Origin of the sequence: Pseudoduganella guangdongensis (genome assembly GCF_009857475.1) — a bacterium.
Taxonomy (GTDB): domain Bacteria; phylum Pseudomonadota; class Gammaproteobacteria; order Burkholderiales; family Burkholderiaceae_D; genus Rugamonas; species Rugamonas guangdongensis.
In genome coordinates this window covers 18,390-36,807 of sequence record NZ_WWCJ01000025.1, presented here as the reverse complement: position 1 = coordinate 36,807, position 18,418 = coordinate 18,390, and the positions used below count along the sequence as shown (strand labels likewise).

The following is an 18,418-nucleotide window of genomic DNA, read 5'->3' as shown; positions in this document are numbered from 1 at the left end:
TTCGCTGCTCGATTGACCCCTCAGTTTCAGCCAAAGCCGGGGATGCTGTAACTACTAGCATATGCTTACCATTCCCGAGAGCTTCATGCTCAGCTACTACACTCCCTGTGACTCCTACTGATCCTGCATCACCTGTAAGCGTCGCATGGGAGCAACCGCCTATCAAAGATACAAGGGTAAGCGTTAGGAATGCATTTCTCATCAATTTCATATACACCTACTTAGTTTGGAAACTCAGTTCCTGCTAGAGACTGCTTATGGCCGGGACCGGTAGCTTTCCTATTCTAGAATAGAAATCGCTTCGTTCCCCTTTCCTGACGAGACAACTTCAAACGACTTGATCTGCATGCCATACCGTGTGAACACACCATGCGCCCTGATTGTTCCACCTCGACTGAGCTGCCCTGTTTCGCGGTCAGATATGTGGCAAAGCCTAGACGCCCAGATAGCATCGCCGCCCAGTTGAAGGACCGCGTGATTTCGGCAACGCCGATGACTGTATGGGCTCGCAGCGGTAACCGCAATAGTTCTTACTGCGTCTGTCTCAGCAATGCTCATGTGTGACAGATAACTCAAAGGACCGGAAAAGAACTCAAGTGCAAGGAACCAGACGAAAGCGCCAGCAACCGCAAAACTTAAAATCGTGCTTGCAATCGTCTTGCCGTTCCTCTTCTCTAAACCGTCCTTAAGTTTTTCAAGAGGTTTGCGCGCGAAGGAATGAGCAAGGCCGAACATCACTAAAAGAGAAGTGGCCACCATTGGCCATTCAAGCTCGGATGTAGGAATAAAGTCGGGACGATTCGCTGCGTAAGTAAGGACGCCTATAGCCATCCCGGCCAAGCAGAAAATTGCGGCCGCAGTTGTGATCTTCAAACCGAGCGTGTTCCTCTTCTTGTAACCAATTGCTTTACACTGATATTAATTTCGCAGATTGAGAATAAAATTTTGCGTGTCCGGTATTGGCCGGACTGGGACGAATACTATTCTTCACGTTTTTGAAATCGATCGCCGTCCGGATCCAGATCCCGATGTTCACGCACGACGGGTAATTGGAGCTTAAACCAGAGGTCTCCCATAACTTCACCAAGTCCGCGCATATGCTCAGCTCGCTCAGTCTCTGGAAGGTTGTGAACTAGATTGCATGCATCATTCAACGCGACACCGACACGTCCATAAATGGCCATCAGCTCTTCAGCACTATTACGATCCACTTCATTTCCCTATATTAGCAGGCAGCAATTGGCCGAAAGCGTCGGCGAGGCGTGAAGGATAGCATTTCGCCCGTGCCCAAGATCCGCGAATTCTCACTTCGAACGGAATCGCGCCTGCCGTCAATCAATGCTATTTGTTGAAGGTTACGCTCCAATCTGGCCCATCATTGTCAGGACTAATGGACGCGATCGTATATCCCACCGACAGCGAAATTTCCACTTCATTGCCGCCCTCTGATAACGATGCGGATTCAATCGACGCGCCAACAATTTTGGTGGTCAAGGCATCCAGCTTATCTTGCTGAGGGTGCAGGTCCTTGCGCGAGAATTCAAAGTCGGATCCTTTGATGAACCAATCGTATCCCATGAACACGGTCGCCTCACCACGCGGATTCCCGACAGTCCCGTTCTTTCGCATGCGCCCTGGAGCCAGCGCTCCGAGTTCGAGGTAACAAATCGAATGGTCTGAGAACCAGACGTGCGATACCCGCATATTAATGAGTTGCTTGAGAGGTAGCGTTGTGTTCAAAGCGGTTTCTGTAGATCAATGAAGTGTCGGGTTTTGGCCGAAGGCGTTCACACATGAGGATTAGGGCCTCGCCCTTTGGATAATGACTCCACACTTTCCGCCCGACGCATCATAGATATCAAGAATCCCGTTTTCCGGACGAGTCCATGTCCCGCCGTGATGAAAGAACGAAAGCAGCGGCTCGTATGGATTTGCGTGCCCCTGAGTGGAATCGTGGCGGCTCCATGCCAGGTAGGCTCGCGCAACCTCAAGCCTTCGCTCTAACGGTCCAGTAGCAAGAATTGCCTTGGCATCTTCCGGCATTTCGAATTCGCTCGCAATTCGTATCCAGCCCAAAACGGTCGACCAGTTGGGATGCCTGGCACCCTTATATTGCTCCCAGCGCGACAATGATTCCTCGAAAAATCCATGCAGTGCCTCAACCGGCAGTATGGCTCCGGTTGATGTCATGATCCTCAACCATTTTTCTTCGCTCGTGGTGAGCATAGCGTTGCTTTCTAGTGAAGCCACCGATCGGTGACAACCACTTGGTTTTATTGTCTGTTCGTCTGGTCTTCGCCGCTCACAGGCGGTGCCTATGTTGACTACAGCCACTAGCGGCAAGCATCAGGCGGATTTCCATACTGCCAAGGGCATAACGTGCCATCGCTAGCTAGCTTGAAAATGTCAAACTCGCCATATTTTTCTGAAACTGCGATTGCAAGTCTCCCCTTGCCATAGAAATATCCGTGGACGGTGACTACATCCTCACAGGCTCCATATTCATTCGGAATCTCAGACTTCCTACACTTATGCTCTGACACCGATTGATGGACCGTAAAGGCGCCTCCCTTCTTGACTGCGTATTGGGCGAAGTAATCTCCAATCTCAACATCTACTGCCTGCACACGCACGTTTTGGTGACGGACGAGCTTATTGCGATATGCGATCACATCAAGAGGTAACCACCCCTGAAGAGGCCGACGATCAATACCTATCCAGTATCCTCGAACGAATACCCATTTTTCTCCATTGACCGTTGCAACTGATAGCACGCACGTCCGATCTCCAAATGAGACCGACGTCGTCTTAGAACTACGGTCTGCGGCGGTCGCAAGCAATTCTGGCGAGTCCACCGCTATGAAAGCAGCGCCATCGCTCCTGGCTCGAAAGCAATCCACGTCAGCTGCCCAAGCTTGGCTAGCAAACCCAAGCGCAATCCAAAGAGTGAATACTTTCATTCGGCGATTCATTTCGTCGGTGTCTTTTTATGGCCGGCCCAGGTCAGCGGCTGCAATCTCGTATCTCAAAGCCAGCCCCTAGGCATTCCTGAAGTGACCGGAGCAAGCCGGCAGCATCAGCCAGAAAATGCTCACGTTTCACACCTGACCATAGTGAAGGCCCTGCCGGGGCACTCCAATCCAGGGACGTATCAAATCGTGCTATCAGTTCTTCCGCCCGCTGCTTCACAGACGGCGTAACTTCGAGGCTGTCCAACTCAACAGGATATCCGAACCTATCTCTGGCCAGTTCATTTTCGGACCAAAGGCAAACGCCAGAACCTGGATCGAAAGAAAATCGCAGCTTATATATTTCCATGTGGCTCACAAGTTCGTATGTCGGCTGTTGGCCGAAAGCTAGGCTAGCCTTGGCTGCGTGATAATGCAAGCAAGATGCCTTGCCCGACTTCGGCCGCCGATGCAAGCCTACTCACTTGAACCGATTCTAACTGCTTCGAACCACTCCATCCCTCAATCTCATCATGTATCGTGGGTCGAATAGAGATCAAATCGCTTTCGCATACAACTGAGCAGTGCTTCATTTTTTCGAACAACTTTATTCTGTCACCGCTTCCGACATGCTGCAAAAGTCGAGTGACCCAATTTTCATACCGTTGTTTCATACTGCTCGACTCGAAAAACTGGCGTGCCTCATCGAGGTTCAAGACACGGCTAGCAGCTAAGGCTTGAAGTAAGCCTTGTCCAAGCATTTCAGGCGACTCATTGGTATCATATATGAGCTGTAAACCAGCTGGATCGGACGCTGAGACGCGAAGGCCTGAATGGGTTTGCATGCAGATCAGCCTTTCGTTCGAGTAGACCGATGCCCATCGCTTATTCGTAACCGTGTTCATCAGTTCACTTAAAGGTCTTTGTGTCCGTGCTGTCTTTGAGAATCCAGGTCCTGCTATTTATGTGACGACCGCAATTGGCCGGCGACGGCCGTCTAGAAGCAATCATCTATGCACTTGATACCTTTAGCTTTTTCGCGACAAGCACAGATTGATTTGCGAGTGAAAATTTCTGAGCGTATTGCGGATTCGTGAACGCGAGCTCAAGGCCTGTGACATCAGCGGGCCACCTATGTCCAGTCTTCTTGAGTTTGACCGGCTGGTAAAAACTGGTTTGCCCTTTCGATCGTTTCCGAAGCGCGTAGGAACCCAGCACCAACGAAAAACTCAACGCAATCAGGATAGGCACCACCATGTAGATGATCTGCTCTTCGGGTAATTGTGGGCCAAAGAAAATCCAGAACATCCCAAATATAAGTGACAACAGCGACGACACCGCGATCACTCCCAGAACAGATGGCCTCCGACGGTTTGCTGTGATGGCGCAGATCTCACAATATGGAAATGGCAGAACAACCTTAATCTCCACGCCAGCTAATCCCATAAGGGGCATACGACGGAGGTCGGTATCTTTGGACTGTATGCTAGAAGTGGAGCCACAATTACAGCAAGAGTCAGCTGGCGCAACTATTGGGACCTCACTTTTGATGGGAAGATTGAAGAACATCATATTTCTGTGAATTTTAACGTATCAGTATTTGCAAATTGGCAATGTATCATGCAGGTTCGCGAATTGGCATATGGTAGCCGTCTGGTTTGAACGGCCGCATTTGGCCGGCTATGGTCCTTTAGAGTAGTTTATGCCTAAACTCGCTCATCCCAACAGAGAGTATCATCTTGCCTGCCAGAAAGGCTCGCACATTGTCACGCCATGCGCGAAGCTGCAAGGCAAGAACTCGGGCGTGGTAGCAGTCTTTCCGGTGTTACGGAGTTCAAACGAGATCGATTAAGCTCCGCCATTACCACGTATCTTATTTGGACCTCCGGGTTTTCCTTGTTATGATGCCCCGGCTGATGCAAAATGACATCATTTCCGATTCGCAGAAGGCTGTCATGAGAACCACCGTAACCATAGATGACGAGCTGTATAACAAGGCGCTTGAAGTTGCCGACCCGGCTATGGATAAGGCGGATCTGTTCCGCGAGGCCATTAAGACCTTCGTACGCGTGCGTGCCGCACAGCGACTGGCAGCCTTGGGCGGCGCGTCGCCGGGAATGCCTGATATTCCACGCGGCGTGCCAGAGGCAACTTAGTGAGTGCAGTGCTTGTCGATACGTCCGTGTGGGTTGGCCACTTCCGGAACAGCAATCCTGAACTGATTTCCTTGCTCACCCAGGATCGAGTAATTACGCACCCGATGATTGTGGGCGAAATTGCCTGTGGCACGCCTCCGTCGCCACGAGACCGTACACTTAGCGACTTGAGTTTATTGGCCACGTCGCAACTCGCGGGGCTGCGTGAGACAAGGGAGCTTATTGAACGTGAGTCTCTTTACGGGAAGGGATGTGGACTAATTGATATGGTCCTGCTGGCTTCAACGCTTATGACGACAGGTGCGAAGCTTTGGACCATGGATAGACGTCTTGTTAATCTGGCGTCACGTTTCAATATAGCCTACTTGCCGGCCGCGCATTGAAGGAATACCGCCTGGCGCCATCAAGAATCGACAAGTGGCAGGCTCATGAACCCTATCCATCAGCCAGCGCCGGCAGCGTGACGTGGAAGGTGGTGCCGACGCCTTCCTCAGTTTCGAAGCCGATTTTGCCGCCATGCTGTTCAACGATGGCGCGGCAGATGGCGAGGCCCAAGCCGGTGCCGCCCTTCAGGCGTGTGTCCGAGCTGTCGGCCTGGGCGAATTTCGCGAACACGCGGGAGTGGAAAGCTTCCGGGATGCCGCTGCCGTTGTCGCTGACCGACAGGCGCACGCCTTCCGGGGTGCCTTCGCAGGCCAGCGTCACGCAGTTGTACTGCGGCGAGTATTTGATGGCGTTGGACAGCAGGTTGACCAGCACCTGCACCAGGCGGTCGTGGTCGCCGCGCACTTTCAAACCAGCCGCTTCGCCTTCGCGCGCCAGCTCCACCGGGCGCTGGGCGGCGCTGCCGCGCACGGCGTCCAGCGCGTCGTCCAGCAGCGGCCCGACCGGCAGTTCGTCGTTGCGGAATTCCATTTTGCCGGCTTCGATCTTTTCGATATCGAGCACGTCGTTCACCAGCCGCACCAGGCGCTCGCTGCTCTGGTAGGCGATGTTCACCAATAGCTGCACGTCCTGCGGGAGCTCGCCGGCGCCGCCGTCGGCCAGCATGGAGAGCGAGGCCCGGATCGAGGTCATCGGCGTGCGCAGCTCGTGCGAGACGGTGGCGATGAACTCGTTCTTCATTTCCTCCACCTGGCGGCGCTCGGAAATATCGTGCAGGAAGGCACTGAACATGGCGTTGGCGGGGCGGCTGATGGTCGCTTCGACGACCAGTTCTTCGCCGTCGCGCCGGATCAGGGTGCGCTGAAGGCGGTGGCCGAAGGCGGCGCTGTCGCTGCCGCGCGCGGCGGCCAGCGCGTCGAGCTGCTGCGACTGGAAGCGCTGCGGCACCAGCAGTTCGATATAGCTCTTGCCAATGGCTTCCTCGCGGCTCCAGCCGAACATGCGTGCGGCGGCGGGGTTCCAGTCGGTGATTTGGCCGTCGGGGTCGATGGCGATGAAGGCGTCCTGTGCGCTGTCGATGATGGCGGCAATGCGCTGCATGGCGTCGCGCAGCTGCGTGGTGCGGGCGGAGACGCGGCCTTCCAGGTTGGCGACCAGGGCGTTCAGGGTGCGGCTCAGGGCCTGGATCTCACCGTAAGGCGCCAGGTGGGGCAGGGTGGCTGCCTCGCCGTGGCGGATGCGGTCTGCGGCGGCGGCCAGTTCGCGCAGGGGGCGGGCGATGCGGCGCGCCAGCGGGTAGGCGCAGAGGGAGAACAGCACGGCCATCAGCAGGCCCAGGCCCCAGGCGCGGTGCTGCATGGCGCGCACGGGCGCCCAGGCGGTGTCCACGCTCTGGCGCACCAGCACGGTCCAGCCCAGGCCCGGATAGGCGCCGTGGCCGCGTGTGCTGGCGTAACCGGTCAGGTAGTCGCCGCCATCCGGCCAGCGTTCGACCACGTAGCCCGCGAGCCCAGTGCCGCCGGCTGCGTCGCCAGCGACGCTCGCCGGCGTGGAGGCCGGCTTGGCGGCGGCAGGCGGCAGGTTTTTGCCGAGCAGGCCGGCTGGTCCGAGCAGGACTTTGCCCTGGCGGTCGATGATGATCGCTTCTACCTGCCGGCGCGCGCTGGCAGGCGCCAGGACGGAACGCTCAAGCTCGCGCGCCCATTGCCACGACAGGTGCGCGCCCAGCACGCCGCTGCCGTCGGCCAGCGGGAAGGCGAGGTCGACGAAACGTAGCGGCTCTGGCCCCTGCGCCGGCAGCAGCTTGGCCAGCAGCACGGCCTCGTGGACGTCGCCCACATTCACGCCGGTCAGCGCATTGCGGTGCCAGGGCCGCGCGCCGACGTTGGCGCCTTCCAGCATGCCCTGGGTGGCGGCGACCACTTTGCCATCGCGCTCGGTCAGACCGATCCAGGCGTAGTGCGGATAGCTGCGCTGGTGCTGTTCCAGCGTGGCGCGGCGCGCGGCCGCACTGGCGGCGGAGCCCATATCGGGCCGCTGCGCCAGTAGCTGCACCTCGCGGTAGCGCTCAAACATATCGCGGTCCAGCTTATCGGACGTTTGCTGCGCCAGCTCCGCCAGCGCGCTGCCGATATCCTCTTTGACCTGACTGCTGGCGGTGCGCGCGATCACTTCCGCCAGCGCGGCGGCCATGATGATCGCCAGCGCGCAGAAGGCGATGGCGAGATGGGCGCCCAGGCCCGCCTTGTAGCGCAGTCGCTTCATGCGACGCGATGCGCTGGATGGCCAGCGGCAAAGGCTTCGATATTGTCGATCAACTGGTCGGCCAGGCCCTGCATGGCCTGGCCGCTGGCCCAGGCCGAATGTGGCGTCAGCAGGAAATTGGGCAAGCGCAGGCGTAATAAGGGATTGTCCGGCGTCGGCGGTTCCTTCGACAGCACGTCGAAGCCCGCGCCGGCGATGACGCCGCGCTGCAAAGCATTGGCCAGCGCCGCCTCGTCCACCAGCCCGCCGCGCGCCGTGTTGATCAGGATGCTGCTCGGCTTCATGCGCGCCAGCTCCGCCGCGCCGACGATGTTGCGCGTGGCGTCGGTCAGCGGGGCATGCAGGCTAAGTACGTCCGATGTCTCCAGCAGCTCGTCCCAGCCCACATTGCGCACGCCCGCATCGTCGGTCGGTGTGCGTGTGTGCACCGCGACTTCCATGCCGAAGGCGCGGCCCAGGTGCGCCACCTGGCGCCCCAGTTCACCATAGCCCAGCAAGCCAAGGCGGCTGCCGTGCAGGTCGCGGATCGGGTGGTGGAACAGGCAGAAGCGCGGCGACTGTTCCCACAGCCCCGCCTCGATATCGGCGCGGTAGGCCAGCAACTGGCGGCGCAGGGCCAGGATCAGGGCGAAGGTATGCTCCGGCACGGCGGCGTGCGCGTAGCCGCGGATATTGGCGACCACAATGCCGCGCTCGCGCGCCGCCGCCAGGTCCACATTGTCGGTGCCGGTGGCGGCCACCGCGATCATTTTCAAGTCCGGCAGCGCGGCCAGCGCTTCGGCGCGCAGCGGCACCTTGTTGCTGATGGCGATGGTAGCGCCCTGCAGCCGCTCGATGGCCTGCGCCGCCGTGGAAGCAGGGTACTCGGCCCACTCGTGCGCAAAGCGCGGGCGCCGGATATCGGCGATGATGCTGTCGCGGTCCAGGAAAACAATACGCTCGCTCATACAGTCAGCTCCTGTGGGGCGGGCGCGGCCATGGGCCGCAGCCGCAAGTGGGGATGGGCCGCCATCAGGTCTGCCACCCATTCAACAAAAACGCGCACCTTGGCCGACAGGTGGCGGTTCTGCGGGTACACCACATGGATCGGCGCCGGCTCGGTCGTCCAATCCTGTAGCACCCGCACCAGTTTGCCCTCGCCGCCACGGTTGGCCAATTGCACATCGGTCAGCATGATAATGCCCAGGCCCGCCAGGCCGGCCTGGAAATAGGCGTTCGAATCGTTCAGGGCGATGCGGCCCGGCAGCGTCAATTCGATCCGTTCGCCGTCGCGCGTGTAGTCCCAAGGGTAGACCCGGCCCGATTTGGACGAAAAATAGTTGATGACCCGGTGCCGCTCCAGGTCGTGCGGGTGGCTCGGCGTGCCGTAGCGTTCAAGATAGGAGGGCGCCGCGCAGGTGACGAAATTCAGCATGCCGACGCGCCGCGCGATCAGGCTGGAATCGCCCAATTGGCCACCCCGCACTGCACAATCGACGCCTTCTTCGATCAAATCGATGATGCGGTCGCTGCAACCGAGTTCCAGCTGGATATCCGGGTACCGTTCAAAGAAGGAGGGCAGGGCCGGCACCAGCAATTCCGCCGAGAGCCCGGTCGGCGCATCCACCCGCAGGCGGCCGCTCGGGTTCAGGCGGCTGCGCGACAGCGACTCCTCGGCGTCCTTGACGTCGGACAGGATGCGCAGGCAGCGCTCATAGTAGGCCGCGCCGTCCGCCGTGACGGAAACCTGGCGCGTGGTCCGGTGCAGCAGCTTGACCGAGAGCGTCGCTTCCAGGCCGGCCACCAGGGTCGAGACGGTGGCTTTGGGCAGCTGCAGGTTTTCCGCCGCGCGCGTAAAGCCGCCGGCGTCGACCACCTGCACAAAGACTTCCATTGCTTGGAGCTTATTCATGAGTTATGCCTCATTGTTCGGGATTCTGAACAATCAATTCAACATTAGTGTATTTTTCTTATTCTAGAGGAAGTTTATTATTACCGTATTGCAGCATAAAAAAGACACTTGACCCTCCCGCGATGGGAATGTTTACAGTGGCTTTAGTTTTTAAGGAAAGGAAGCAATCATGAGTAACCGAGATGGATTCTTTGCAATGGTTTCGTTGGCGCTGGGCGCCATCGCCCTGGCAGGCGTCCTGCATACCGACGAATTCGCACACGGCGCCAAGGTCGGCTTCGGCGCCGCCACCGCACCGGCAACTGCTATGTTGGCATCTGCCAGCGCGGAGGCGGGCGAATGACCGCACAGGCACCGGCGGAACTGAAAATCCGCGAACTGGAAGTGCGTGGCGCCCAAGGCCCGCTCGCTGCGCGCCTCTACCTGGCCGGGAATTCGTCCGCTAAGCGCGACGCCCTGATCGTTTTCTTCCATGGCGGCGGCTTTGTGGCCGGCGACCTGGAGGAGGCGGACGAATTCCTGCGCCACCTGGTAGCGTGCAACCCCGGCCACGTCATCCTGGCCACCAATTACACCCTGGCGCCGGTCAGCCCGTTCCCGGCGGCAGTGGAAGACGCGCACGCCGTGCTGGCCTGGGCCAAGAAGAACAAGGCCAAGCTGGCCTGGAGCGGCAAGCAGCTGCTGACCGCCGGCATTGAAGCGGGCGCCAACCTGGCGGCTGTCTCCGCGCTGATGGCGCGCGACCGCGGCGGCCCGGCCCTGGCCGGCCAGATTCTGATCATGCCGATGCTCGACCCGGGCTTGACCACTTGTTCCATGCGCGATGTGCCGAACTGTCCAGACCAGATGAAACTGGCCGACACCTGCGCCCAGGCTTATCGCGGCTACCTGCCGAATGCCGCTGACCGCGCCCACCCATATGCCTCGCCGCTGCAGTCAAGCCGCCTGAAGAATTTGCCGCCGGCCCTGATCTTGTCGGCCGAGGATGATCCCTTACGGGATGAAGCAGAACAATACGGGGCGAAACTGATCGCCTGCGGAGTCAAAACTACAGTCAGACGCATGCCACCGGCCCCACTGCAGGAGCCGGGAGCCAGGAATGAATGCGCGTGCAGGGGTTTTGCGCTAAAAGAGATGGCTAGTTTTATCAGTGCTATTGACGGGTCGGAAACCCCCGCAGCGTAACGCCGTTTCCATATAACAGAAGCATCAGAAAAAAAGTGCCTGCGAGGCACAGGGGCTCCTTTTTGCCAAAATTTTCCAACGAATTATCACCCCCAAGAGGTTAAGAAATGAAAAAGATGAATCGAATGACCACTCTTGTGCGACCGCTGGTTGCCGCGTTGGCTGTGGGCGGGCTGGCGGCTGCCATCCTGTCCGGCTGCGATGCCAACAGCAAGGCGACTGAAAGCCAGGCGCCTGCAGCCGGCGGCCCGCCGGTATCGGCAGCGGTCGTGGTGCAGAAATCCGTCGCTGAAACCCAGGAGTTCTCCGGCCGTATCGAAGCCATTGAACACGTCGAAATCCGCCCGCGCGTCAGCGGTTTTATCACCGCGGTGAATTTCAAGCCTGGCAGCGAAGTGAAAAAAGGCGATGTGCTGTTCGTGATCGACGCCCGTCCATTCCAGGCTGAAGCCAGCCGTGCCGAGGCCGCCGCCAATTCGGCGCGCGCCAAGGCCGACCTGGCCAAGCTGGAACTGGCCCGTGCCGAACGCCTGCTGGCCGATAAAGCGATCGCGCAGCGCGAGTTCGACGAACGCGCCTCGGCCTTGAAGGAGCTGGACGCCAGCGCCCGCGCCGCCGCCGCCGCCGCGGAAGCCGCGCGCCTGAACCTGTCCTACACCCAGGTGGTATCGCCGATCAACGGCCGCGTGTCCAAAGCCGAAATCACCCTTGGCAACCTGGTCGACCCGGCCGCGGTGCTGACCAGCGTGGTCTCGCTCGACAAGATTTACGCCAGCTTCGACGGCGACGAAAGCACCTTCCTGCGCGTTGGCGGCCAGGCCCACAAAGGCCAGCCGGTCACCGTGAAGGTCGGTTTGGCCAACGAAACCGGCTTCCCGCATGAGGGCAAGCTGGAATTCGTCGACAACCAGCTCGACGTGCGCACCGGCTCGGTCCGCATGCGCGCCACCTTCGACAATAAGGACCGCGCCCTGGTGCCCGGCCTGTTCGCCCGCGTCCAGCTGGACGGCGGCACCGCCACCCAGCAAACCCTGCTGATCAACGACCGCGCCGTGGGCACCGACCAGGACCGCAAATTCGTGTTCGTGGTGGGCGCCGGCAACAAGGCCGAATACCGCCCGGTGGTGCTGGGCCCCAACGTGGATGGCCTGCGCGTGGTGCGCAACGGCCTGAAAGCAGGCGAGAAGATCGTCGTCAACGGCCTGCAACGCGTGCGCCCTGGCGCGCCGATCACGCCGGAAATGGTTGATATGACGTTTGACCCGATGGCAGCCGCGCAGAAAGTCGCCGCCACCGAAGCCAAAACCTCCAAGGAATAATGTATGAATTTCTCTCGCTTCTTTGTCGATAAACCGATCTTCGCGGCGGTTCTATCGATCATTGTCTTCGTAGCGGGCTTGATCTCGATCTTCAAGCTGCCCGTCTCCGAATACCCGGAAGTGGTGCCGCCATCCGTTGTGGTGCGTGCCGTGTATCCGGGTGCGAACCCGAAAGTAATTGCGGAAACTGTCGCCGCGCCGCTCGAAGAGCAGATCAACGGTGTTGAGAACATGCTGTATATGTCCTCGCAAAACACCTCCGATGGCGCGCTGATGCTGACCGTGACCTTCAAGATCGGCACCGACGTCGACAAGGCTGAAACCGCGGTGCAGAACCGCGTGCAGCGCGCCTTGCCACGCCTGCCGGAAGAGGTGCGCCAGATCGGTGTGACCACCGTGAAGTCGTCGCCAAACCTGACGATGGTGGTGCACTTGCTGTCGCCGAACGGCCGTTACGACGACCTGTACCTGCGCAACTACGGCGTGCTGAACGTGAAAGACCAGCTGGCGCGTATTCCAGGCATGGGCGACGTGCAGATCTTCGGCGCCGGCGATTACGCCATGCGTATCTGGCTCGACCCGCAGAAGGTCGCCGGCCGCAATATGACCGCGTCCGACGTGGTCGATGCGATCCGCGAGCAGAACGTGCAGGTGGCGGCTGGTGTGATCGGCGCTGCGCCGTCCAAGGCGGCTGACTTCCAGCTGACCGTAAACACCCAGGGCCGTTTGAGCAGCGCCGAGGAATTTGGCGATATCATCGTCAAGACCAATGAAGACGGCGCGCTGACCCGCCTGAAGGATGTGGCCCGTATCGAAATGGGCTCCAACAGCTACTCGTTGCGCTCCCTGCTGAATAATAAATCGGCAGTCGGCCTGGGTATCTTCGAAGCGCCTAACAGCAATGCGCTGGAGCTGTCGGCCAATGTGCGCGCCAAGATGGAAGAACTGAAGAAGGACTTCCCGGAAGGCGTAGCCTACGACATCGTGTATGACCCGACCCAGTTCGTGCGCGAGTCGATCAAATCCGTGATCCACACCCTGCTGGAAGCGGTGGCCCTGGTGGTGCTGGTGGTGATTATCTTCCTGCAAACCTGGCGCGCATCGATCATCCCGCTGTTGGCGGTGCCGGTATCGATCGTTGGTACTTTTGCGGTGATGATCGCCTTTGGCTTCTCGATCAATACGCTGTCGCTGTTCGGCCTGGTGCTGGCCATCGGTATCGTGGTGGACGATGCGATTGTGGTGGTGGAGAACGTGGAACGGAATATCGCCAACGGCCTGTCGGCCCGCGACGCCACCATCCAGGCCATGAAAGAGGTGTCCGGCCCGATTATCGCGATTGCGCTGGTGCTGTGCGCCGTGTTCGTACCGATCGCCTTCGTGTCCGGCCTGACCGGCCAGTTCTACCGCCAGTTCGCGCTGACCATCGCTATTTCGACCGTCATTTCGGCACTGTGCTCGCTGACCCTGGCCCCGGCCCTGTCGGCATCGCTGCTGCGCCCGCATGATGCACCGAAAGATGCGCTGACTCGCGTGATGGACAAGATCTTCGGCCGCTTCTTCGCTTGGTTCAACCGTTTCTTTAACCGCGCTTCGCACAGCTATGAAACCGGCGTGCAAGCGGTACTGAAGCGCAAGACCGCATCGGTCGCTGTCTACCTGGTGCTGGCTGCTGCGGCAGGCGTGATGTTCAAAGTGGTGCCGAACGGCTTCGTGCCGGCGCAGGATAAACAATACCTGGTGGGCTTCGCCCAGCTGCCGGATGCCGCCTCGCTGGAACGCACTGACCAGGTGATCCGCAAGATGTCCGACATCGCCAAGGAAATCCCTGGCGTGGATGCGTCGGTTGCCTTCCCAGGCCTGTCGATCAACGGCTTCACCAATGCGCCGAACGCCGGTATCGTGTTCACCACGCTGAAGCCATTCCACGAGCGTACCGACCCGTCCCAATCGGGCGAGGCGATTGCCGCGGAAATCAACAAGCGCATGGGCGCCGTGCAGGACGCGTTCGTGATGGTCTTCCCACCACCGCCAGTCAATGGCCTGGGCACCACCGGCGGCTTCAAGATGATGATCGAAGACCGCAACAACGCTGGCTACGATGAGTTGTACAAAACCATCCAGGCGATCCAGATGAAAGCCTGGCAGGACAAGCGCCTGGCCGGTGTCTTCTCCAGCTTCCAGATCAACGTGCCGCAGCTGTTCGCGGACGTGGACCGCGCCAAAGCCAAGCAACTGGGCGTGCCGCTGCAAAGCATCTACCAGACCTTGCAGATCAACCTTGGTTCGCTGTACGTGAATGACTTCAACCAGTTCGGCCGTACCTACCAGGTGCGCGTGCAGGCTGATGCCCCGTTCCGTTCGCAGGCCGAGCAGATCGCCCAGCTGAAAGTACGTAACGCCAAAGGCGAGATGATCCCGCTGTCGTCGCTGATGCGCGTCAAAGACAGCTATGGCCCGGACCGCGTGGAGCGCTACAACGCCTACGTATCGGCCGAGATCAACGGTGCCCCGGCGCCAGGCTTCTCGTCCGGCCAGGCCCAGGCAGCGCTGGAAGAAATCGTCAAAGAAAACCTGCCGAAGGGCATGGGCTACGAATGGACCGAGCTGACCTACCAGGAAATCCTGGCCGGTAACACCATGATCTACGTGTTCCCGCTGTGCGTGCTGCTGGTGTTCCTGGTGCTGGCCGCCCAGTACGAAAGCTGGACCCTGCCGCTGGCGGTGATCCTGATCGTGCCGATGTCGATCCTGTGCGCGCTGATTGGCGTCAAGCTGACCGGTGGCGACAACAACGTCTTTACGCAGATTGCGCTCTTTGTGCTAGTCGGGTTGGCGTCCAAAAACGCGATCCTGATCGTGGAATTTGCGCGCGAATTGGAAGACCATGGCCGCACCATCCTGGAAGCAGCACTGGAAGCTTGCCGCTTGCGTCTGCGCCCGATCCTGATGACGTCGATCGCCTTCATCATGGGTGTGGTGCCGCTGGTGTTCTCGGTTGGTGCGGGTGCGGAGATGCGCCATGCCATGGGTGTGGCGGTGTTTGCCGGCATGCTGGGCGTGACCTTCTTCGGCCTGTTCCTGACGCCGGTGTTCTACGTCCTGCTGCGCACGTTGGCCAAGCGCCTTGAGAAGAAATCCCCGGCGGCGGACAACGCCCCGCAACTGGAAGGGACCCACTAATGAAAAAGATGATTGCACGCGGCGTGGCGCCGCTGCTGGCAGCCTTGCTGCTGTCCGCCTGCGCCGCCCCTGAATTCAAACAGCCGCAGATCGAGACCCCGGTCGCCTTCAAGGAAGGGCAGGTGGTGACCGCCCCCGACGGCACCCGCTGGAAGCAAGCCCAGAACGCCGAGCGCCAGCCGCGCGGCGAATGGTGGCTGGCCTTTGGCGACTCGGCCCTGAATGAGCTGGTCAACGAAGCCACCCGCAACAATGCCAACCTGGCTGTGGCGGCCGCCCGCGTCAAGCAGGCGCGCGCCATCGCCGGCGTGGCCGAAGCCGACCGCATCCCGCAGATCGGCGTCGGCGTCGGCGGCCAGCGTTCGCGCGCCGGCATCGACCAGCCGATCCAGACCGCCTACAACGCCACGCTGAGCGCGAGCTACGAGGTGGACCTGTTCGGCCGCGTATCGAGCAATGTCTCGGCGGCGCGCGGTGACGCGGCGCAGGTGGAAGCGAACTACCGCTCCATCCTGCTGTCGCTGCAAGCCGACGTCGCCCAGACCTATTTCCGCCTGCGCGCCACGGACGCCGAATTGGCGACTGTGGAGCAGACGGTCCGTTTGCGCGAGGAGAGTGTCAAGGTTACCCAGCGTCGCTTCGACCTGGGCGACATTGGCGAATTCGACCTCTCGCGCGCCAAGACCGAGCTGGCAACCACCCGCGCCGAGGCCATCGGCCTGCAGCGCCGCCGCGCCACCACCGAGCACGCGCTGGCCGTCCTGCTGGGCAAGCCGGCCGCCGCCTACACGGCGGGCAACAGCCCGCTGCTGGACTCGGCCCTGCTGCCGGCGATCCCGGCCGGCCTGCCGTCCTCGCTGCTGGAGCGCCGTCCCGACATCGCCGCCGCCCAGAAAGCGATGGAAGCATCCAACGCCCGCATCGGCGTGGCCCGTTCCGCCATGTTCCCGGCGCTGAACATCACCGCCAGCGGCGGCGGCGCCGCCGGCCACTTCAGCGACGTGTTCAAGTGGAGCAGCCGCTCCTGGGTGCTGGGCGCTTTGATGTCCATGCCCCTGATCGACGGCGGCCGCAATAGCGCCAACATCACCCGCAGCGAAGCCGCACTGGAAGAATCGGTGGCCGGCTACCGCCAGACGGTGCTGAGCGCCTTCGCCGAGGTGGAAGACAACCTGGCCGGCCTGCGCATCCTGGGCGGCCAGACCGCCCAGATCGACGACGCGCTGGTGTCCGCCCGCCGCTCGGCCGACCTGGCGCAAAAGCTGTACGATGCCGGCCGCTCCAGCTATCTCGACCTGCTGGACGCCCAGCGCAACCTGGCAGCGGTCGAGCGCAATGCCGTGCAACTGCGCGGCGATCGCGCCGTGACCACGGTAGCGCTGATCCGCTCCCTCGGCGGCGACTGGAACTAACCGCTTCCCGGTAAGCCCTTAACGGCGCGCTGCACTTGCAGCCGCCGTTTTTTTTCGCTATGCTTGCGACAAATGTCACAAAGAAGATAACATGGTCACATCGCAACTACTGAACAGCATTCCCGGCCTGCGCCATGCGTTCGGCAACGCCGCCGAGCTGATCCCGGCGGCATTGGCCCCGGTCTGGGCGCAGCGCCCCGCCAAGCGCCAGGTGCACGGCACCCGAGTCGAGCATGTCACCTGCGCCCGGCAAGAAATCGGCGACGCCGACGGCTTTTTCACCAGCGCGCCCGGCATCCCCGTCAGCATCATCACTGCCGACTGCGTGCCATTGCTGCTGGCGCGCCGCGACGGCAGCCAGGTCGGCGCCATCCACGCCGGCTGGCGCGGCCTGCAGGACAACATCATCCCCGCCGCCATCGCCGCCATGGCCGCCGCTGCTTCCGCCCCGGCCCTGGTGGCGGCGGTGGGGCCGACGATTTGCGTGGATTGCTATGAGGTGAGCGAGGAGTTGGCGGATGCCTTCGCCAGCCGCTTCGGGGCGGCGGCAGTGCCGCGCTTCCGGCACCTGGACCTGCGCGCCGTCGCTGAACTGCAATTGCAGGCGGCGGGCGTGCGCGAGATTGAACATGTCGGCGGCTGCACCTGTTGCAGGCGCGATGCTGCCGGCGCTCCGTTTTACCGCAGCTACCGGCGCGGCGACCGTGGGTCGCAAATGCATTCCGGCCTGTACATCACCCCCAAAGGAGAAAAATGAAGCTGATCGCATCCCTTATCCTGGCCGCTTTTGCGTCCGTCGCCTCCGTCGCACATGCGCAGGACCGCGATTGGAGCTCGCCGCAGCAGCCCTTCACCATCTACGGCAACACGCACTACGTCGGCACCGGCGGCATCAGCGCGGTGCTGGTGACTTCGCCGAAGGGCCATATTCTGGTGGACGGCACCACTAGCAAGGGCGCGGAGGTGGTGGCGGCGAATATCCGTTCCATGGGCTTCAAACTGAAGGACGTGAAGTACATCCTCAGCACCCATTCCCATGAGGACCACGCGGGCGGCATTTCGGCCTTGCAGAAGCTGACCGGCGCGACGGTGCTGGGCGGCGCGGCGAATGTGGAGACCCTGCGCAGCGGCGTTTCACCCAAGAGCGATCCGCAATTCGGCTCGCTATCCAACTTCCCCGGCGCGGCCAAGGTGCGCGCGGTGGCTGATGGCGAGGTGGTGAAGCTTGGCCCGCTGGCCGTGAAGGCGCACAGCACGCCCGGCCATACCGAGGGCGGCGTCACCTGGTCGTGGCAGTCGTGCGAGGCGGGCAAGTGCAGGGATGTGGTCTTCGTGGATAGCCTGACCGCCGTATCGGCCGACAGCTACCGGTTCAGCGAGCATCCGGAAGTGGTGGCGTCGCTGCAAAGCAGCTTCGAAGCGGTTGAAAAGCTGACCTGCGATATCGCCATCGCCGCGCATCCGGAAGTGAACGACATGTGGGGCCGCCAGCAGCGCGCGGCGAAAGAGGGTAACGCGGCCTACGTCGATAACGGTGCTTGCCGCGCCATCGCTGCGGCCGGCCGCAAACGGTTGGAAACCCGCCTGGCCAGCGAGAAACGCTGATCCAGTACGGGTTGGGGAAGGGTGCCGGCAACGCTCGCCGCTTGCCGTTTTGGAGGCGGGACGGCGGCGC

20 protein-coding genes are annotated in these 18,418 nt (G+C 60.8%); 9 read left to right on the top strand and 11 right to left on the bottom strand.

The features are described 5' to 3' along the window. Positions 1-279 precede the first annotated feature (279 nt). The 8 genes from GTP41_RS23845 to GTP41_RS23815 all read right to left on the bottom strand — a co-directional run bounded on the left by GTP41_RS23845 (position 280) and on the right by GTP41_RS23815 (position 4,379). Entirely contained in the window at positions 280-873 is a 594-nt protein-coding gene (locus GTP41_RS23845; RefSeq protein ID WP_161028089.1) for a hypothetical protein, read from the bottom strand. Positions 874-980: 107 nt separating this feature from the next. Then, the gene (locus GTP41_RS23840; RefSeq protein ID WP_161028088.1) at positions 981-1,211 is read right to left on the bottom strand and encodes a hypothetical protein; all 231 of its coding nucleotides are present in this window, start codon (positions 1,209-1,211) and stop codon (positions 981-983) included. A gap of 130 nt (positions 1,212-1,341) precedes the next feature. After that, entirely contained in the window at positions 1,342-1,740 is a 399-nt protein-coding gene (locus GTP41_RS23835) for a hypothetical protein (protein WP_161028087.1), read from the bottom strand. A 60-nt stretch (positions 1,741-1,800) separates the two neighbouring features. After that, positions 1,801-2,226, bottom strand: coding sequence for a hypothetical protein (locus GTP41_RS23830; RefSeq protein WP_161028086.1), 426 nt, complete (start codon positions 2,224-2,226; stop codon positions 1,801-1,803). Positions 2,227-2,333: 107 nt separating this feature from the next. Further along, complete coding sequence (locus tag GTP41_RS23825) at positions 2,334-2,960, bottom strand: hypothetical protein (RefSeq protein ID WP_161028085.1); 627 nt, start codon at positions 2,958-2,960, stop codon at positions 2,334-2,336. Between the two features lie 43 nt (positions 2,961-3,003). Further along, entirely contained in the window at positions 3,004-3,318 is a 315-nt protein-coding gene (locus tag GTP41_RS28170; RefSeq protein WP_503826760.1) for an immunity protein CdiI family protein, read from the bottom strand. A gap of 43 nt (positions 3,319-3,361) precedes the next feature. After that, positions 3,362-3,853 (bottom strand): contact-dependent growth inhibition system immunity protein, encoded by a 492-nt coding sequence (locus tag GTP41_RS28025; protein WP_371867391.1) that lies wholly within the window; start codon positions 3,851-3,853, stop codon positions 3,362-3,364. Positions 3,854-3,959: 106 nt separating this feature from the next. Continuing rightward, positions 3,960-4,379: a hypothetical protein gene (locus tag GTP41_RS23815; protein WP_161028083.1), complete on the bottom strand. Its 420-nt coding sequence runs from the start codon at positions 4,377-4,379 to the stop codon at positions 3,960-3,962. Between the two features lie 524 nt (positions 4,380-4,903). On the opposite strand from GTP41_RS23815, the gene GTP41_RS23810 reads away from it, so the two are divergent. Further along, entirely contained in the window at positions 4,904-5,104 is a 201-nt protein-coding gene (locus GTP41_RS23810) for a type II toxin-antitoxin system VapB family antitoxin (RefSeq protein WP_161028138.1), read from the top strand. Beyond that, a complete protein-coding gene (locus GTP41_RS27515) occupies positions 5,104-5,487 on the top strand; it encodes a type II toxin-antitoxin system VapC family toxin (RefSeq protein WP_371867390.1) in 384 nt (127 codons plus the stop codon). The genes GTP41_RS23810 and GTP41_RS27515 overlap by 1 nt, the downstream gene beginning before the upstream one ends. A gap of 52 nt (positions 5,488-5,539) precedes the next feature. On the opposite strand, the gene GTP41_RS23805 is transcribed toward GTP41_RS27515, so the two are convergent. From GTP41_RS23805 to GTP41_RS23795, 3 genes are read right to left on the bottom strand one after another with little or no spacing between them, the layout of a single operon-like run. Further along, positions 5,540-7,753 (bottom strand): sensor histidine kinase, encoded by a 2,214-nt coding sequence (locus GTP41_RS23805; protein WP_161028082.1) that lies wholly within the window; start codon positions 7,751-7,753, stop codon positions 5,540-5,542. Next, complete coding sequence (locus tag GTP41_RS23800) at positions 7,750-8,700, bottom strand: D-2-hydroxyacid dehydrogenase (protein WP_161028081.1); 951 nt, start codon at positions 8,698-8,700, stop codon at positions 7,750-7,752. The genes GTP41_RS23805 and GTP41_RS23800 overlap by 4 nt, the downstream gene beginning before the upstream one ends. Continuing rightward, positions 8,697-9,644, bottom strand: coding sequence for a LysR family transcriptional regulator (locus tag GTP41_RS23795; protein ID WP_161028080.1), 948 nt, complete (start codon positions 9,642-9,644; stop codon positions 8,697-8,699). Before GTP41_RS23795 ends, GTP41_RS23800 begins: the two co-directional genes overlap by 4 nt. A gap of 169 nt (positions 9,645-9,813) precedes the next feature. Between GTP41_RS23795 and GTP41_RS23790 the strand changes: the two genes are divergently transcribed. The 7 genes from GTP41_RS23790 (at position 9,814) to blaSMB (ending at position 18,348) form a co-directional block, all read left to right on the top strand. Then, positions 9,814-9,987: a hypothetical protein gene (locus GTP41_RS23790; RefSeq protein WP_161028079.1), complete on the top strand. Its 174-nt coding sequence runs from the start codon at positions 9,814-9,816 to the stop codon at positions 9,985-9,987. Continuing rightward, positions 9,984-10,829 carry an alpha/beta hydrolase gene (locus GTP41_RS23785; RefSeq protein WP_161028078.1) on the top strand — a complete coding sequence of 282 codons (846 nt, stop codon included), beginning with the start codon at positions 9,984-9,986 and terminating at the stop codon, positions 10,827-10,829. The genes GTP41_RS23790 and GTP41_RS23785 overlap by 4 nt, the downstream gene beginning before the upstream one ends. 107 nt (positions 10,830-10,936) lie before the next feature. After that, a complete protein-coding gene (locus GTP41_RS23780; RefSeq protein WP_161028077.1) occupies positions 10,937-12,148 on the top strand; it encodes an efflux RND transporter periplasmic adaptor subunit in 1,212 nt (403 codons plus the stop codon). Between the two features lie 3 nt (positions 12,149-12,151). Further along, positions 12,152-15,331 carry an efflux RND transporter permease subunit gene (locus GTP41_RS23775; RefSeq protein WP_161028076.1) on the top strand — a complete coding sequence of 1,060 codons (3,180 nt, stop codon included), beginning with the start codon at positions 12,152-12,154 and terminating at the stop codon, positions 15,329-15,331. Further along, on the top strand, positions 15,331-16,743 hold the full coding sequence (locus GTP41_RS23770) for an efflux transporter outer membrane subunit (RefSeq protein WP_161028075.1): 1,413 nt from the start codon (positions 15,331-15,333) through the stop codon (positions 16,741-16,743). Before GTP41_RS23775 ends, GTP41_RS23770 begins: the two co-directional genes overlap by 1 nt. Before the next feature lie 91 nt (positions 16,744-16,834). Further along, entirely contained in the window at positions 16,835-17,500 is a 666-nt protein-coding gene (locus tag GTP41_RS23765) for a purine nucleoside phosphorylase YfiH/LACC1 family protein (RefSeq protein WP_161028074.1), read from the top strand. After that, entirely contained in the window at positions 17,497-18,348 is an 852-nt protein-coding gene (gene blaSMB, locus GTP41_RS23760) for an SMB-1 family subclass B3 metallo-beta-lactamase (protein WP_161028073.1), read from the top strand. Before GTP41_RS23765 ends, blaSMB begins: the two co-directional genes overlap by 4 nt. The last annotated feature ends 70 nt before the right edge of the window (positions 18,349-18,418 follow it).

What these genes read in the sequence shown, in the direction of transcription:
- GTP41_RS23775 (WP_161028076.1), top strand. Translation starts at nt 12,152, where the DNA reads ATGAATTTCTCTCGCTTCTTTGTCGATAAACCGATCTTCGCGGCGGTT.
- blaSMB (WP_161028073.1), top strand. Translation starts at nt 17,497, where the DNA reads ATGAAGCTGATCGCATCCCTTATCCTGGCCGCTTTTGCGTCCGTCGCC.
- GTP41_RS28025 (WP_371867391.1), bottom strand. Translation starts at nt 3,853, where the DNA reads ATGAACACGGTTACGAATAAGCGATGGGCATCGGTCTACTCGAACGAA.
- GTP41_RS23805 (WP_161028082.1), bottom strand. Translation starts at nt 7,753, where the DNA reads ATGAAGCGACTGCGCTACAAGGCGGGCCTGGGCGCCCATCTCGCCATC.
- GTP41_RS23790 (WP_161028079.1), top strand. Translation starts at nt 9,814, where the DNA reads ATGAGTAACCGAGATGGATTCTTTGCAATGGTTTCGTTGGCGCTGGGC.
- GTP41_RS23785 (WP_161028078.1), top strand. Translation starts at nt 9,984, where the DNA reads ATGACCGCACAGGCACCGGCGGAACTGAAAATCCGCGAACTGGAAGTG.
- GTP41_RS28170 (WP_503826760.1), bottom strand. Translation starts at nt 3,318, where the DNA reads ATGGAAATATATAAGCTGCGATTTTCTTTCGATCCAGGTTCTGGCGTT.
- GTP41_RS23765 (WP_161028074.1), top strand. Translation starts at nt 16,835, where the DNA reads ATGGTCACATCGCAACTACTGAACAGCATTCCCGGCCTGCGCCATGCG.
- GTP41_RS23795 (WP_161028080.1), bottom strand. Translation starts at nt 9,644, where the DNA reads ATGAATAAGCTCCAAGCAATGGAAGTCTTTGTGCAGGTGGTCGACGCC.
- GTP41_RS23810 (WP_161028138.1), top strand. Translation starts at nt 4,904, where the DNA reads ATGAGAACCACCGTAACCATAGATGACGAGCTGTATAACAAGGCGCTT.
- GTP41_RS23800 (WP_161028081.1), bottom strand. Translation starts at nt 8,700, where the DNA reads ATGAGCGAGCGTATTGTTTTCCTGGACCGCGACAGCATCATCGCCGAT.
- GTP41_RS23770 (WP_161028075.1), top strand. Translation starts at nt 15,331, where the DNA reads ATGAAAAAGATGATTGCACGCGGCGTGGCGCCGCTGCTGGCAGCCTTG.
- GTP41_RS23825 (WP_161028085.1), bottom strand. Translation starts at nt 2,960, where the DNA reads ATGAAAGTATTCACTCTTTGGATTGCGCTTGGGTTTGCTAGCCAAGCT.
- GTP41_RS23830 (WP_161028086.1), bottom strand. Translation starts at nt 2,226, where the DNA reads ATGCTCACCACGAGCGAAGAAAAATGGTTGAGGATCATGACATCAACC.
- GTP41_RS23780 (WP_161028077.1), top strand. Translation starts at nt 10,937, where the DNA reads ATGAAAAAGATGAATCGAATGACCACTCTTGTGCGACCGCTGGTTGCC.